The organism is Terrihabitans soli (assembly GCF_014191545.1).
In the GTDB taxonomy this organism is placed as follows: domain Bacteria; phylum Pseudomonadota; class Alphaproteobacteria; order Rhizobiales; family Methylopilaceae; genus Flaviflagellibacter; species Flaviflagellibacter soli.
The window spans coordinates 1,976,397-1,989,874 of record NZ_AP023361.1; the positions used below are offsets into that span (position 1 = coordinate 1,976,397).

The following is a 13,478-nucleotide window of genomic DNA, read 5'->3' on the forward strand; positions in this document are numbered from 1 at the left end:
TCCGACTCGAGGAGGCTGAATGTGTTCTTCCTGAGCATGTGTGCCTACTCCGCAGACATTTCCTCATCCAAAGCGCCGAATCCCTATTATTTGCAGGGCTTTCTGCCGCCTCGTATCTGCCGCACCGAATGCTCTCGATTGCCGTTAACTAACAACAACCGCCTCAACTTGACTAAAGCTATACTTACGCCGCTACTCGCTTCAACTAACAAGTTACCGATTAGTTAATACAGCTATCCCGGATTGAGGAACGTGTGAGCGATATTGGCGGCGTACTTACGTGCGACACGTACGACAATCGGATTCGCTGGAAAAAGGGCGAAAGGCTGGACCGCGTCTTCGAGCAGAAATGCGACGAACTCACGGAAAAGCACGGCAAAAGCTTCCCTGCGGTTCTGCTTGAGAGTGGGCCGATTTCCTATGAAGAACTCGATGCGCGAGCCAACAGGCTAGCCCGCTACCTACGGAAACGCGGCCTCAAATCCGGCGCCCGTGTCGGCATCATGCTCAAGCAGAGCGCCGAAACGTACATATCCATGCTGGCGGTCATGAAGCTGAACGCGGCCTATGTGCCGCTGGATGTCAGCTTCCCGCGCGATCGCATCGCGATCATCACCGAAGACGCCGGTGTACGATTCATTATTTCTCTGGCGGAGAACAGCGGATCGTTTGAAGGCATCGGCCTTGAGACCGTGTATGTCGATGAGGAGGCCGCGACAATCGCCCGGTGCTCGCCAAGGCGGCTGAGTACTGCGGAAAAGGGCCCGCCGCGCGAACAGCTCTGCTATGTCATCTATACCTCCGGCTCGACCGGCAAGCCGAAGGGCGTTGCCGTCGATCACCCGAGCATCTGCAACTTCGTCAAGGTCGCTGCTGAAGTTTATGGATATTGCGAAGGCGACCGCGTCTATCAGGGCATGACGATCGCTTTCGACTTCTCGGTCGAAGAGATCTGGGTGCCGCTTCTGGCAGGCGCGACGCTTGTTCCGGGCATCTCCAAAACGGCGCTTGCCGGCTGCGATCTCGCCGATTTTCTGGAAAAGAACCGCATCACCGCCATGTGCTGCGTACCGACGCTGCTGGCGACCATCAACCGCGATCTGCCCGATCTGAAACTGCTGCTTCTCAGCGGCGAGGCCTGTCCGCAGGATCTCGTTTCCCGCTGGTATAGACCCGGCCGAAAATTGCTGAATGTGTACGGACCGACGGAAGCGACCGTCACGGCCACCTGGACGGAGGTGCGCCCGGAAAAGCCGGTCACGATCGGCGTCCCGCTGCCGACCTATCAGATCCTTATTCTGGAAGAGAATGAGGAAAAGCTCGTGCCGCCGGGCGGAACCGGCGAGATCTGCATTGCCGGCATCGGCCTTGCGCGCGGCTATCTCAACCGCGAGGATCTGACCACCAAGGCCTTCATTCCGGATTTTCTGAAACTCGAGAACAATCCCTCGAAACGTCTTTACCGCACAGGCGATCTTGGCCGCATTACCGATGACGGGGAGATCGAATATTTCGGCCGCATCGACACCCAGGTTAAAATTCGCGGCTACCGGATCGAGCTGACGGAAATCGAGTCGGCCCTGATGGAAGTGCCCGAGATCGCACAGGCCGTCGTCAATCCCTGGTCGGAAGATGGCGGTCCTCTCGAACTCGTCGCCTATTGCACGCTGCAGCCGGGCCATGCGCGCCTCGACAATGAGCGCGTCAGCGCACAGCTCAAGGCTCGCCTGCCCCGCTACATGATTCCGGCCTATATCGAAATCCTGCCGGAGATCCCGCTGCTGCCGAGCCACAAGGCCGACCGCAAAAAGCTGCCGCCGCCGTGCGGCCCGCGCTTTACCGCAACAAGCGCCGGGGATCATGTCGCCGCCGAGGGCGCAACCGAAACCCTGATTTCGGACGCGCTCGCCGGCCTGCTCGGCGTCGACAAAGTCTCGGTCGAAGACCACTTCTTCGACACGCTCGGCGCGCACTCTCTTCTGATGGCGCGCCTGTCGTCGGACATCCGCACGCATCTTCCGGGCGCGACCGTCTCGATGCGCGATCTTTACCAGAACCCGACAGTCCGCCAGATCGCCGCGCTGATCGACGGGCAATCCTCGGCGCGCGTTCAGGCGCCGGCGGAAAACTTCGTGCACGCCAACGTGCCATCCGCGACGAATTATTATCTGTGCGGCGCGTTCCAACTCATTTTCTTCCTTGGCTTTATCTGGGCCAATCTCGAAATCGTCGTCTGGTCGTTCGATTTCATGCTGCAGTCCACCGACATCGTGGACATGTATCTGCGCGCCGTCGCTCTGAATGTCATGCTGTTCTTCGGTTATTCGGCGCTTCCGGTTGTGGCGAAATGGGTCGTCGTCGGAACCTGGAAGGAAGACACATTCCCGATCTGGGGCGCGAAATATTTTCGCTTCTGGGTCGTCAAGACCCTGATGTCCTTCAATCCGATCCTGCTGTTCCGCTCGACGCCGCTCTTTAATCTTTACCTCCGGCTGCTCGGCGCCCGCATCGGCAAGAACGTCGTCATCCTGTCGCAGTCCTTCCCGCTCTGTACGGACCTGATCGATATCGGCGACGATACGGTTCTGCGCAATTATTCGATCCTCACCGGCTACCGCGCCCAGGCCGGCTATATCGATACCGGCCCGGTCACCATCGGCAAAGGCGCGGTCGTCGGCGAACACAGCATGGTCGATATCGGCGCAAGCCTGGGCGATGGCGGCCGCCTTGCCCATGCCTCGCTCCTGCCCGCCGGCGCCAGCATTCCCGAGGGCGCGACATTTCAGGGCTCGCCGGCCCGCCAGTGCCAGTCCCGGCCGGCCGAGGCCGAACCGCGCAAAATGACGGCGGTCCGCAAGACGCTCTATGTCGGCTTTCATCTCGGCTCGACGCTGTTCTGGGTGTTCCCGGTTCTGCCGCTCACCATCTATTTCTTCTTCCCCGAACTCTTCGGACAGAGCCTTGCGACGGTCGCTTCGCGGCTTCCGCAATTCTCGCCCGTGATTTTCGGCATCATTCTCGCGGCAACTGCCGGCCTCATGGTGGCGCTTCTGATCGTTGCGCTCGTGCGCGTCTGGGCCATTCCGCGGCTTCTCAATCTTCTGCTGCGCGAGGGCGTCACCTACCCGCTTTACGGCCTGCGCTATTTCGCCTTCCGGATGATGACGGCGGCGAGCAATCTCGATTATTTCAACACGCTGTTCGGCGACAGCTCCTACATCGTTCATTATCTCAGGCTGATCGGCGTCGATCTGTCGACGGTCATTCAGACGGGCTCGAATTTCGGCTCGTTCCAGCGCTTCGATTCGCCATTCCTCTGCAAAGTCGGCAGCGGCACCATGGTGTCGAGCACACTCCTGATGGTGAACGCGCAGTTCTCCTCGACCTCGTTCCGCCTCGAACGGTCGGCGATCGCGGAAAACAACTTCCTCGGCAATGTGATCCTCGTGCCGCCCGGCTCGCGCGCCGGTGACAACTGCCTGCTCGCAACCAAGCTCATGCTGCCGGTCGATGGCGGCGTGCGGGAGAACACCGGCCTTCTCGGCTCGCCGGTGTTTGAGATTCCGCGCAGCGTCGGGACGGATAAGAACTTTTCCGAAGAATTCACGCCGCAGGAGCGCGCGGCCCTGCTGAGGAAGAAAAACCGCAACAATATCGCCAGCATGGCACTTTTTCTGATGTCACACTGGATATTCGGCCTTGCCGCAATGGCCTCGCTCTACTGGACGCTGAAGCTGTTTCCCATTTACGGCATTGCGGCTTTGGCCGGCGCCACGCTGTGCCTTCTTGTTTTCTCTATCTTTTTCTTTGCGCTGATGGAGTGGTCGAGCCTCGGCTTCCGCAAACTGCGCCCCAATCGCTGCACGATCCTGCACAAAGATTACTGGCAGATCGAGCATCACTGGAAGATGTCGGAAAACTTCCTAACCTTCCTGTTCCGCGGCACACCGTTCAAAAATCTCATCAGCCGCCTGCTCGGCACAAAGACCGGCCGCATGGTTTATGACGATGGTTGTGTGATGACGGAGCGAACTCTGGTCGAAGTCGGGGATTACTGCACCCTCAGTGAGTTCTCCATCGTCCAGGCGCATTCGATGGAAGACGGCATTTTCAAATCCGACATGATCCGCCTCGGCGCCGGGACGACGATCGGCACGAATTCGCTCGTCCATTACGGCGTGGCCACCGGCGAACAGGCGATTGTCGATTCCGACTGCTTCGTCATGAAGGGCGAGACGCTCGGTGAAAAGACGATCTGGCGCGGCAACCCCGCCATGCAGGTCTATCCGTCGTAAGCTCCTGCGAGGTTTTGGACCTCATGGTTCGAGACGCCGCTGCGCGGCTCCTCAGGATGAGGGACTGGCCCATCCTTCGAGACGGCCCGCTAAAGCGGACCTCCTCAGGATGAGGCGGTAAGGCAGGCGCCGCCCCGGCCTGGCCTCAACCGGCCGGGGCGGCTTTTTGGGTCCGCCGCTAGTGATGCAGGACGGCATTGACGGCCTTGCTGCGCCTGATCCCCAGCTCGTCCATTTCATGCCGGGTTAAAGACGGATGGCCGATTTCGGAGTCCGATGTACCTACCGCGGCGCCATAGACCGCGATATAGGTTTTGACCTTGCCGAGGACGCCGCCCAAAGGCGGGCCCCCATTGACGCGCCCGGCCTTGTGGCCGGCTTTGCCGATCGTCATTGCCTGAGCCATGAGATGCTCCCTGTTTCCGCATCCCCCACGCACACGATGCTCACGCCACAGTGAGTCGGCAGCAAGGCACGGGTGCGGGATGCCGCCATGACGTATGTGCAGGCATAAAAGAAGCGCAACGTGAGAAGATTCTTAAAGCGGAGCATTGAAGTCTTCGCACTCCGTTTCGATGCGCGTTGTTTCTGAGGCGGATAGAGCGCGACGGGGGAAAGACTAATCAAAATGAACTCAAAGCCCGCAGCGCTCACTTACGTGCAAGTGCGAAGGCACATCTGAATTCAGTTCAGGGGTGATTAGGGGAAATCAGGGCGATGGGCTTTGATGCCTCATCCTGAGGAGCCGCGCAGCGGCGTCTCGAAGGATGAGCGATGTGGCCCATCCTTCGAGACGGCCCGCTAAAGCAGGCCTCCTCAGGATGAGGCGGAGTTTGGCAGGTCCCCCTCACCTCGCTCGCTGAACTCGGATGTTTCCGAGTTCAGACTTTGAATGGCCAAATCGGGCAGGCCCGACTTGGCTCGGGAGAGGGAGAACGCACGTTTCCGCGCTGCGTCAGAAACTCACACCGGCACTTCGGCGTGCACCTGATCGAGCATTGCGAGAACCTCGGCCTTCACGCGGGCGAGCTCATCCGGATCGCGGGCGCGGATGACGAGATTGGTGTTGTGGCCGCGCTCATCCTGGAAGGGATAGGAGCCGATCGAGGTTTCGGGATGCCGCTTCTGGATTTCGCCGAGCGGCGTTCCGACATCGCCCTCCTTGGCATTGGCAAGGATCGTCTCGGACAGAACCTTCGGTCCCGTCTTCAGGCCGGGAGCGATCGCCGCGAACATGGACTGCATGATCTTCGGCACGCCGGCCATCACGAAGACATTGCCGATGCGAAAGCCCGGCGCGATGATGCCTTCGGCATAAAACAGCTCGCCGCCTTCGGGCACGCGCGCCATGCGCAGCCGCGCCTCATTCAGCCGGTCGGCGAAATGGATGCGCATATCGGCTTCGACCTTGGGGTGGATCGGCAGCTTGACGCCGAAGGCATTGGCCACGGCATCGGCGGTGATGTCGTCATGGGTCGGGCCGATGCCGCCGGTCGTGAACACATAGGTGTAGCGGGCGCGCAGCGCGTTCAGCGCCTCGATGATGGCGGGCTCCTCGTCGGCGACGACACGGATCTCTTTCAGATCGATGCCGAGCTCGGTCAGCCGCTCGGCGATGAAGCCGGCATTGATGTCCTTGGTGCGTCCGGAAAGGATTTCGTCGCCGATGAGAAGGACGGCGGCGGTGACAATGTCTGAAGCCATGGTGTTGATTTTGATCCTGTCCTTCCGGCGAGGCAAGCGGCGTTCCCTCGCCCGGAACCCTTGAGGGCCCAACCGGGTTTTACTCTAACCATCAGTAGTTTTCTCCGGGGAGGTCACCACACATGCCGGCAAAATCTGGCGCTCAACAAAAGGCTGCAGGCGCGGCGCTCGCCGCCAAACGCGGCAAGACGCCGAAATCCAAACTCAAGGGCGCTTCGAAGAGCATGGCGGCGTCCATGTCCGAAAAGCAGCTCGACGAACTGGCCTCGACCAAGCGCAAGGGCAAGCCCGAGCGCATCGGCGCCAAGTCGAAAGCCAAATCGACAGCCCGCCGCAAAGCGGGCCGCAAACCGGCGGCGCGGAAGTCGACGGCACGGAAGACAACTGCAAAGTCCGGCGCGGCCAAGAGCCGGACGGCATCAAAGACGACGCGCGCGGCGGCCAAGTCGCGGACCAAGACCCGCGCCAAGACGCCGAAGTCGAAGAGCACGTCCTCGCGCTCATCAGGCTCGAAGAAGAAAGGCCTCATCTCGCGGGTAAAGGGGATGTTCGGGTCATGAACGACAACGAACTGATCCGCCTGCGCGCCTATGAGATCTGGGCGCGCGAGGGCCAGCCTGAAGGCCGCGAGCTGGAGCACTGGCTCCAGGCGCGCCAGCAAATCCTCGGCACGCCGGCCGAACGGCGCGACGAAAACCGGCCGCCTGCCTCTAAGTCTCAGCAGACCGAGGAGCAGTCGAACGATGCCCCGCCGAGCGAAACCCCACCCGACCAGCCGAAAGGCGACGAGCTAAAAGAGAGCACGGAGCTGGGTTAGCAGCCACTCACCTTCAAAAGCTCTGAAAATGCAAAAGCCGGGATGAAACTCCCGGCTTTTTCTATGTCGTGAACTTTGAAACTAGATCTAGAATTTGGCCGCCGTACGTACCAATTTTATGAATCGCTTCTGCCGTATCCGCAGTACGTATCAAGTTGTTACTCAGAGCCTCCAACGCCTTACCTACTCCTTGGAGCTTCGTTGGACTCGGATCTTGAGTAGCCCCCTCAATTTCATCGATAACCCTACTTCTTGCTTCAGGGCTGCTTTCCAAAGCTTGCAGGGCATCACGGGCTGCTGCGAGTACTTCTTTAGCCACTCCGATCTGTGCGGCAGACAAAACGTTTCCGGTATTACCGTAGCTGACGGCCGAGCCACCAAAGGCCACCGCACTCGCTTGCAGCGTTCCTATTTGCAACGTCCCGATATGAACATCTTTGGTCATTGTGAAGAGGTCTCTTGCCAATACTTCTGCCTTACGCAGCTCCGGATAGAACTTGGTCCGAGCCGCCATCGCCAAAATCCTCCCGCGCGCGGGTGAATCTACCCCTGCGGCTTCGAAGATCTGACGGACAAGATTTTCATAATCCTTAGAGTGGTCGATCTGGCGCACCATATGATCCACCGTAAGAGCGGACACTTCGGCGTTGGCCTCTTTCAAATGCCATTCTGTTACGACCTTATCCAGGTTGGCATAATAAGTATCTCGAAGCCCCGTCGCTAAGCCTATCCGGGCTTCATCCGAGTGATCTGCGGACCCTCTAAGCACCATTTCATGCCGACGTTTACGGGGGCCGTTTTCGGAACCGAACAGCTGATAAACCCAAGCCCTAACGTTGGCCGGGCGTTCGTCCAGTCTTCTCAAATCGATCCCAATGTCTCTTGTAGAAAGCTTGGCATTCTCCACCACAGCCCAAACAGAGTATTGTGCAACGATGGAATCGTCGTGCTTCCCTAATGCTTTAACAATCGCGGAATTGCTATGCTTTGGGTGGAAGATGTTCTCCGGAGCTTTATCGAGCCCGACAGTTATCAAGGCAAGCTTGAGGATATCCGGAGAGGCGACATCAATATCGATCTTCGTACGTTTTAGATCGAGACTACTAGCCGAGGTATTTTGCAGCGCCGACAAAAGGATAAGATCCTGAGAGAACCTGTCCTTGTCGGTCAGGAGCTTGTAAGCACCTGGATTGTCCAGCTTAAAAAGCGCGGCGATCGCGGCACCGACTACATCGGCGTTATCAGAATAATTTTCCAACGCATCGAGAACGGCTCGTAAGCAGACATCCCGTCGCCCTATCCGAGCTATTGTGTTTAACGCCCAACGTTTAACCTTGTTATCGGCCGACGTTTGGATCAGTCCAACAACTGTATTTTCTATTCCAAAAAGGTCGGCGGCACTGAATCTTCCATCCCGCCGGTATAGTTCGCAAATGTACTGTAGCGCTCGTTTTGTTTGAAATGAGTCGCGGCTTTCAAGTTGATGCTTGAAGTACGAAACCTCAATATCTTCGATCACCCGAATAGCCATCAGAAATCAGCGGCACTCCCGCGCGCCGCAATTCGTAGTGAGATTGAAGAATCTTCTGCGACCACGGGTCGAAGTCGTCCAAGTCGTTGGGAACGGATGACAAATCCAGCCACTGCAGATTATTAAGAGACAACCGATGCTTGGTCGGCTCGTACCAATCGGGGCAATCAAATAGCACAACTGCAAGAAGAGTGTCATGGGAGTATTTTCCAGACACCCAAAGAAAAAACTTCAAAACAGCGCGCCGAAGACCGCGTTCGTTGTCTTCAGGAAAATCGAGATCGATCACGGCAGCCTCAATTCCACTTTCGAGAATACCCGAGCTGCCGCCGTCGAATAACGTTCTGTGGTGTTGCTGCACTAAATTTATGAAGCCTATAGTTCTCTTGTTTGTGAACTCATCTCGGTCATCTCGATACCGTCCACTTCTATACGAGAGCACGCAGTTGTCTCGACGAACAACGGTGAAAGACCATATGGGAGCAGAATCTTCTTCCAGTTCTCTTTGATTCTCGTAACTGAATTTCGCTGAGTGCTTGAGCACGTCATGGATCTGAATCGGTTCATTGTTACGAGCGAAAATTCTCTTAGAAGCCGTAAGCACTTTGCCCTTGAGTAAATCTCGGGTCCGCCGACGAGCGATCATCGGTGTCCGATGCCTGATCGGGATATCCTTGTTGTCAAGAAAACGGCGAAGGAAAAACTGACCGGGCGCGGTACGAAAAAATAGGCTCTTCTCGCGACGTTCAAGGATGTCTTCGCTTAGACGCGCTTGAAGCGTCTTATGCTGAGTTTGGCCATGTAAATGATGAGGAACTATACCTGTAGCGTAAGCTTGGCGAAGAATCGCGCGCGCGCTCATAGGGCGACGCTCGTCAGAAAGTATCTTCTCCGCAATCTCTAGATACTGGTTCATGCTCTACCCGTTATAAAACAAATAGAGATTGCATGAACGCCTGTCGACATGGCCGGCTGATTTAGCGAACGCCGTGTGAGCAAATCAATTAAGTCAATGAGTTCCGCCCCCTAAGCCGCCCGCTCCGTCCCGGCCACACACACCCTATTCCGGCCCGTTTCCTTGGCGCGGTAGAGTTCGATGTCCGCACGGCCGAGCGCGATGTCGAGAGGCTCGTTTTCCTGCCAGGCGGCAACGCCCAGCGAGACGGTGACGGATCTTCCGTCCGGCAGTTTGACCGCCCGTTCGATGTCGACGCGCATGCGGTTGGCCAGCATGCGGGCGCGCTGCGGGCCGACGCCGCGCAGCAGCACCACGAACTCTTCGCCGCCGAAGCGCGCCGCCAGATCCGTTGCGCGCGTGCCGAGCGCGACAATGGCCGCGACCTGTTTCAGCACCTCATCGCCGACGAGATGGCCGAAGCGGTCATTGACCGATTTGAAGTGATCGATGTCGAGCGCGAGGATGGCCGCGCCCTTCTGATAGTGCGCAGCCTCCTCGAAGAAGCGGCGGTTTCTGAGGCCGGTCAGCGCATCGGTATCGGCAAGGTCTTTCAGGCTGCGCAGCTGGGAGGCGAACTGCGTCGTCGTGCGGTTCAGCTCTTCGGCCGTTTCCATGCGGAGCTTTTCTTCATGGCCGAGGCGCGCCAGCAGCGCGCGCAGCGCAAAAGACAGGCGGGCGATTTCCTCCGAGCCCTTATGCAGGCCGAGCGTTGCGCCGCGATCGGTGCCGATGCGGTCGGCCTCGGCGGTCAGCGCGCGCAGCGGCCGGGCCAGGCGATTGGCCAAGGCGCCGGCGGCGAGAAGCGCAACGATCGCCATGACGCAGCCGATAAGGACGATGACGAATGTCATCTGGTTGACCTGCGCCAGCGCAATGGCGCGCGGCTGCGTCGTGACGATGATCCAGCCGAGCGAGGCGCCTTCACGCCCGCGCATGACCGAGAAGGCTTTCAGAAGATCGCCCTCCTCCGTCGTGCCGCGGCCTTTGCTATAGGCCTGCTCGGCGGCCTCGCGGGAAATGATCTGCGTGTCGAGCAGCGCGCCGAGCAGCGCCGTGCCGTCGCGGCGCGTGATGTAGATGCTGGTGGAGGCGTGAAGATCGGTTGCGAGCGCCGCATCGCGCAGGCCCGCAAACCACGACCAGTTGACCTGCGCGCCGAGCACGCCGAGAAGCTCGCCCTCCGCATCCAAGACCGGCACCGCGACATCGAAAACCTGCGGAACGGCGACCTGATTGTTGCCGACCAGAGAGCGCGCTTCATAGACATCGCCGACATAGGAGCCGGCAAGACCGCGCTCGAACCAGGCCGTGCTGCGCATGGGCATGCCTTCGAGCACGGCATCCGTCGCCGCGAGCACTTTTCCGCTGCGGTCGGCAAAGCCGATCCAGGCATAGATATGCGTGCCGTCCTGCAACAGATCGAGCACGCGGCGGATGGTTGCGGGCGATCTCTCCCAATTGCCGCGAATGGGTTCGAGCTCGGACAGGAAGGTCATCTCGCGCAGGCGCTGTTCGACGCCGCGGCCGACACGATCGGCCATGACGCCGGCCACCGCCGTGAGATCGGCGCGCACAAGATTGATGGAATGGGCGCGCGAGGTGATGACCGCGCCCGCGCCGATGGCGAGCGCAACAGCCAGGCCCACAAGGCTGGTCATAAGCGCAATCTGGCCGCGGAGCGGCCAGGAGGAAAAAGGACGTGTCAGGGTTTTCGGCATCGTCGCGGAGAACGATGCCCGAACAGACTTACAGCCGCCTTCACAAACAGCGTTAATCGAGCGTTGTCAGAAGCTTACAGATAGGGAAAACCACTTATTTGCGGTGCCCGCGCATCCGTGCCGCCGCCCGCTCCGTACATCTCCACAGAGCCGCCGCTTTCGTGCGGTTCGCGAAATCAAACTGGAGAGATGACATGTACAAGAAGGCAATCTTTATCACCGTCGCAGCCGTTGCCGCTCTTTCGGCGACCTCGTCCTTTGCCGGCATGAACGACGAGCGCGTTCAGAAGCGCGACGAAATCTGGAACACCGAAGCGCTCGACACGAACGCCTGGGAGCAGAAGGCTCCGGACGCCTACAAGAGCCAGGACGTTCTTCCGCAGCGCCAGAACACCAAGCGCGTGATGGGCTGATGCTTCTCGGCCGGGCTCAGCGATGAGCCCGGCCGGTATTTTGTGTGGACCCAGCCTCATCCTGAGGAGCGAGGCAGAGCCTCGCGTCTCGAAGGATGGGCAGCGGAGTGTGGCCCATGGTTCGAGACGCGCCTTACGGCGCTCCTCACCATGAGGCTGTAGCTCAATAACCCGACGGGGATTCTTAAATCTCAAGCAGCGCGTAAGTGCGGCCTTCTTCTTTGGCGATTCCCGCCGCGACATTGAAGACGGGCACGCCTTTCGGCGTCTTTCCCTTATATGTGCCGCGATGCGCATGGCCGTGGACGACGGCCGTGATGTCGAACCGGTCGATGGTTTCAGCGAGGCGCGAACAGCCGAGATAGGCATAAATCTGTTCCGGCTCGCCGACGACGGTTTCCTCGATCGGCGAATAATGCAGCACGACGATCTTTTTTTCGGTGCGCAGCGAGCGCAGCGCGATCTCGAGCTTGTGGCACTCCTCGATCGTTTCCTGCACGAAGGCCTTCACCGCAGGCTCGCCGAAGGCGCCGAGCATGCGCCGCCCGAAGCCGCCGCCGAACCCCTTCACGCCGGCAAAGCCGACGCCTTTATGCACATGGGCGTTTTCGCCGAGCATGCACAGACCCGCCTGACGCAGAATGCGCGTCACCTCTTCCGGCTGGCCGCATTCGTAATCATGATTGCCGAGCACGCCGACGGCGGGGATTTTCAGATGGCGCAGATCTTCCGCAAGATTTTCCGCCTCGCGCGTTTTTCCGAAATCCGTGAGATCTCCGGCAAGGCACAGAATATCGGCGGTGTCGTTCAATTCCAGAAACAGATCTTTGTAATAGCCGCCCGCATCTTCCTTCATATGCAGATCGCCCAGCGCCGCGACACGCACCGTCTCGTTCTGCTGCGCCGGCTCATCGTTTGCGGCGGCCTGCGGCTGCGCGGCGGGCTTTGGCGCGGCGCGGCGGGTTTCGGTTTTCACATGTTCCTGCATGGGCGCGTCCTGACCGGCACTGTGCTGAGTGTGCCTGTAAGGGGAATGGTTGGGGACGCCCCAGGGTTCCCCGGACCGCGCCGGGCAAAGCCCGGTCGCGTGATCCGGGGTCCAGATATGAGAGCGTTCGAACTCGGATGTTTCCGAGTTCGTTTCTTTTAATCTCAAGTCGGAAACACCCGATTTGAGCGCCGTTCAATATGCGCTTCGCGCTTACTCCTGGGTCCCGGATCGGCGCTGTGCTCCGCACAGCTGGTCCGGGACACTACCCCACGATATCCGCAAAGCCCCATTCGGCGATGTCGATGAAATAATCCGGCGGCGAAAACAGGCGGCCGCGGCAGACGCGGGTTTTGCCCTCCGGCATGGCGCGCTGGTTCTGCAGCCGCGCCATCAGTTCGTCGAACAGCCAATCGGGCACGCAATGACGCTCGGTCGGATAAATGAAGCGAAAATTGAGAATGTGGATGAGCAGCACTTCCCAATACTGCTCGCCATAATCGAGCAGGCGCTTCCAGTTGATTTCGGCGTGCTGTTTCAAAATCACATGGGCGATGTCGGCGCCGTCATAGCGCTCGCGGTTCTGGACGAAGATTTTCGACCAGACCAGTTCCGTCGGCGCGATGAGCTGAACTTCGATGCCGTAGATTTTCGCCGTGTGCTTTTCGGCAAACCAGGCATCGGTGATGGGCGTGGCCGCCGTGCGCGAATTGAAGATGACGTCGAAGACATAACGCCCCTTCTTCACCTTCGCGATCCAGCGCTCGTCCTCGATCTCCGTCTTGTGGCCGAGATCCTGGAAATAGCGCAGCACGCGCGGATAGTCCCCGGCCCGGCAGAAAATATCGAGATCCTTGGTCGGCCTGCGGATGCCCGTATAGGAGCCCACGGCATAGGTGCCGGCGACCATGAACGGGATGCCGGACTTCTTCAGATATTTCAGGCTCTCGGCATAAAACAGCTCGGCCTTGGGCGGCACGGGCATGCTTTTCACCGCGACATGATGTGAGGGCATCGCCTCTTAGGTCTCCGTCCCCACTCTCCATTGTGGGAG

The 13,478-nt window shown here is 59.2% G+C and carries 10 protein-coding genes and 1 pseudogene; 4 read left to right on the forward strand and 7 right to left on the reverse strand.

The genetic code is table 11. The features are described 5' to 3' along the window. The first annotated feature begins 254 nt into the window (after positions 1–254). Complete coding sequence (locus IZ6_RS10240; RefSeq protein WP_222874960.1) at positions 255–4,295, forward strand: Pls/PosA family non-ribosomal peptide synthetase; 4,041 nt, start codon at positions 255–257, stop codon at positions 4,293–4,295. A gap of 178 nt (positions 4,296–4,473) precedes the next feature. Here IZ6_RS10240 and IZ6_RS10245 read toward each other — a convergent pair whose 3' ends face one another. Then, positions 4,474–4,701, reverse strand: a complete 228-nt coding sequence (locus IZ6_RS10245; RefSeq protein ID WP_222874961.1) for a hypothetical protein — start codon at positions 4,699–4,701, stop codon at positions 4,474–4,476. A 557-nt stretch (positions 4,702–5,258) separates the two neighbouring features. Next, complete coding sequence (locus tag IZ6_RS10250) at positions 5,259–5,999, reverse strand: competence/damage-inducible protein A (protein ID WP_222874962.1); 741 nt, start codon at positions 5,997–5,999, stop codon at positions 5,259–5,261. 122 nt (positions 6,000–6,121) lie between these two features. Here IZ6_RS10250 and IZ6_RS10255 point away from each other — a divergent pair. After that, a pseudogene (locus IZ6_RS10255) lies at positions 6,122–6,298 on the forward strand (DUF3008 family protein); the annotation flags it as partial. A 257-nt stretch (positions 6,299–6,555) separates the two neighbouring features. After that, positions 6,556–6,816 (forward strand): DUF2934 domain-containing protein, encoded by a 261-nt coding sequence (locus IZ6_RS10260; RefSeq protein ID WP_222874963.1) that lies wholly within the window; start codon positions 6,556–6,558, stop codon positions 6,814–6,816. Between the two features lie 61 nt (positions 6,817–6,877). Here the strand turns inward: IZ6_RS10260 and IZ6_RS10265 are convergent, their stop codons facing one another. From IZ6_RS10265 to IZ6_RS10275, 3 genes are all read right to left on the reverse strand, one after another. Further along, the gene (locus IZ6_RS10265; protein WP_222874964.1) at positions 6,878–8,347 is read right to left on the reverse strand and encodes a hypothetical protein; all 1,470 of its coding nucleotides are present in this window, start codon (positions 8,345–8,347) and stop codon (positions 6,878–6,880) included. Next, the gene (locus tag IZ6_RS10270) at positions 8,319–9,263 is read right to left on the reverse strand and encodes an HTH domain-containing protein (protein ID WP_222874965.1); all 945 of its coding nucleotides are present in this window, start codon (positions 9,261–9,263) and stop codon (positions 8,319–8,321) included. Before IZ6_RS10270 ends, IZ6_RS10265 begins: the two co-directional genes overlap by 29 nt. Positions 9,264–9,373: 110 nt before the next feature. After that, positions 9,374–10,963, reverse strand: coding sequence for a sensor domain-containing diguanylate cyclase (locus IZ6_RS10275; RefSeq protein WP_222874966.1), 1,590 nt, complete (start codon positions 10,961–10,963; stop codon positions 9,374–9,376). A gap of 254 nt (positions 10,964–11,217) precedes the next feature. Between IZ6_RS10275 and IZ6_RS10280 the strand changes: the two genes are divergently transcribed. Continuing rightward, positions 11,218–11,436 (forward strand): hypothetical protein, encoded by a 219-nt coding sequence (locus IZ6_RS10280; RefSeq protein ID WP_222874967.1) that lies wholly within the window; start codon positions 11,218–11,220, stop codon positions 11,434–11,436. 184 nt (positions 11,437–11,620) lie between these two features. Here IZ6_RS10280 and IZ6_RS10285 read toward each other — a convergent pair whose 3' ends face one another. Together IZ6_RS10285 and IZ6_RS10290 are read right to left on the reverse strand one after the other, a co-directional pair. Next, entirely contained in the window at positions 11,621–12,412 is a 792-nt protein-coding gene (locus tag IZ6_RS10285; RefSeq protein WP_225873889.1) for a metallophosphoesterase family protein, read from the reverse strand. 277 nt (positions 12,413–12,689) lie between these two features. Further along, positions 12,690–13,439, reverse strand: coding sequence for a nucleotidyltransferase (locus IZ6_RS10290; protein WP_222874969.1), 750 nt, complete (start codon positions 13,437–13,439; stop codon positions 12,690–12,692). Positions 13,440–13,478 lie beyond the last annotated feature (39 nt).

Coding starts and splice junctions, on each gene's coding strand:
- IZ6_RS10270 (WP_222874965.1), bottom strand. CDS start 9,263: ATGAACCAGTATCTAGAGATTGCGGAGAAGATACTTTCTGACGAGCGT.
- IZ6_RS10250 (WP_222874962.1), bottom strand. CDS start 5,999: ATGGCTTCAGACATTGTCACCGCCGCCGTCCTTCTCATCGGCGACGAA.
- IZ6_RS10265 (WP_222874964.1), bottom strand. CDS start 8,347: ATGGCTATTCGGGTGATCGAAGATATTGAGGTTTCGTACTTCAAGCAT.
- IZ6_RS10260 (WP_222874963.1), top strand. CDS start 6,556: ATGAACGACAACGAACTGATCCGCCTGCGCGCCTATGAGATCTGGGCG.
- IZ6_RS10245 (WP_222874961.1), bottom strand. CDS start 4,701: ATGGCTCAGGCAATGACGATCGGCAAAGCCGGCCACAAGGCCGGGCGC.
- IZ6_RS10290 (WP_222874969.1), bottom strand. CDS start 13,439: ATGCCCTCACATCATGTCGCGGTGAAAAGCATGCCCGTGCCGCCCAAG.
- IZ6_RS10280 (WP_222874967.1), top strand. CDS start 11,218: ATGTACAAGAAGGCAATCTTTATCACCGTCGCAGCCGTTGCCGCTCTT.
- IZ6_RS10275 (WP_222874966.1), bottom strand. CDS start 10,963: ATGACCAGCCTTGTGGGCCTGGCTGTTGCGCTCGCCATCGGCGCGGGC.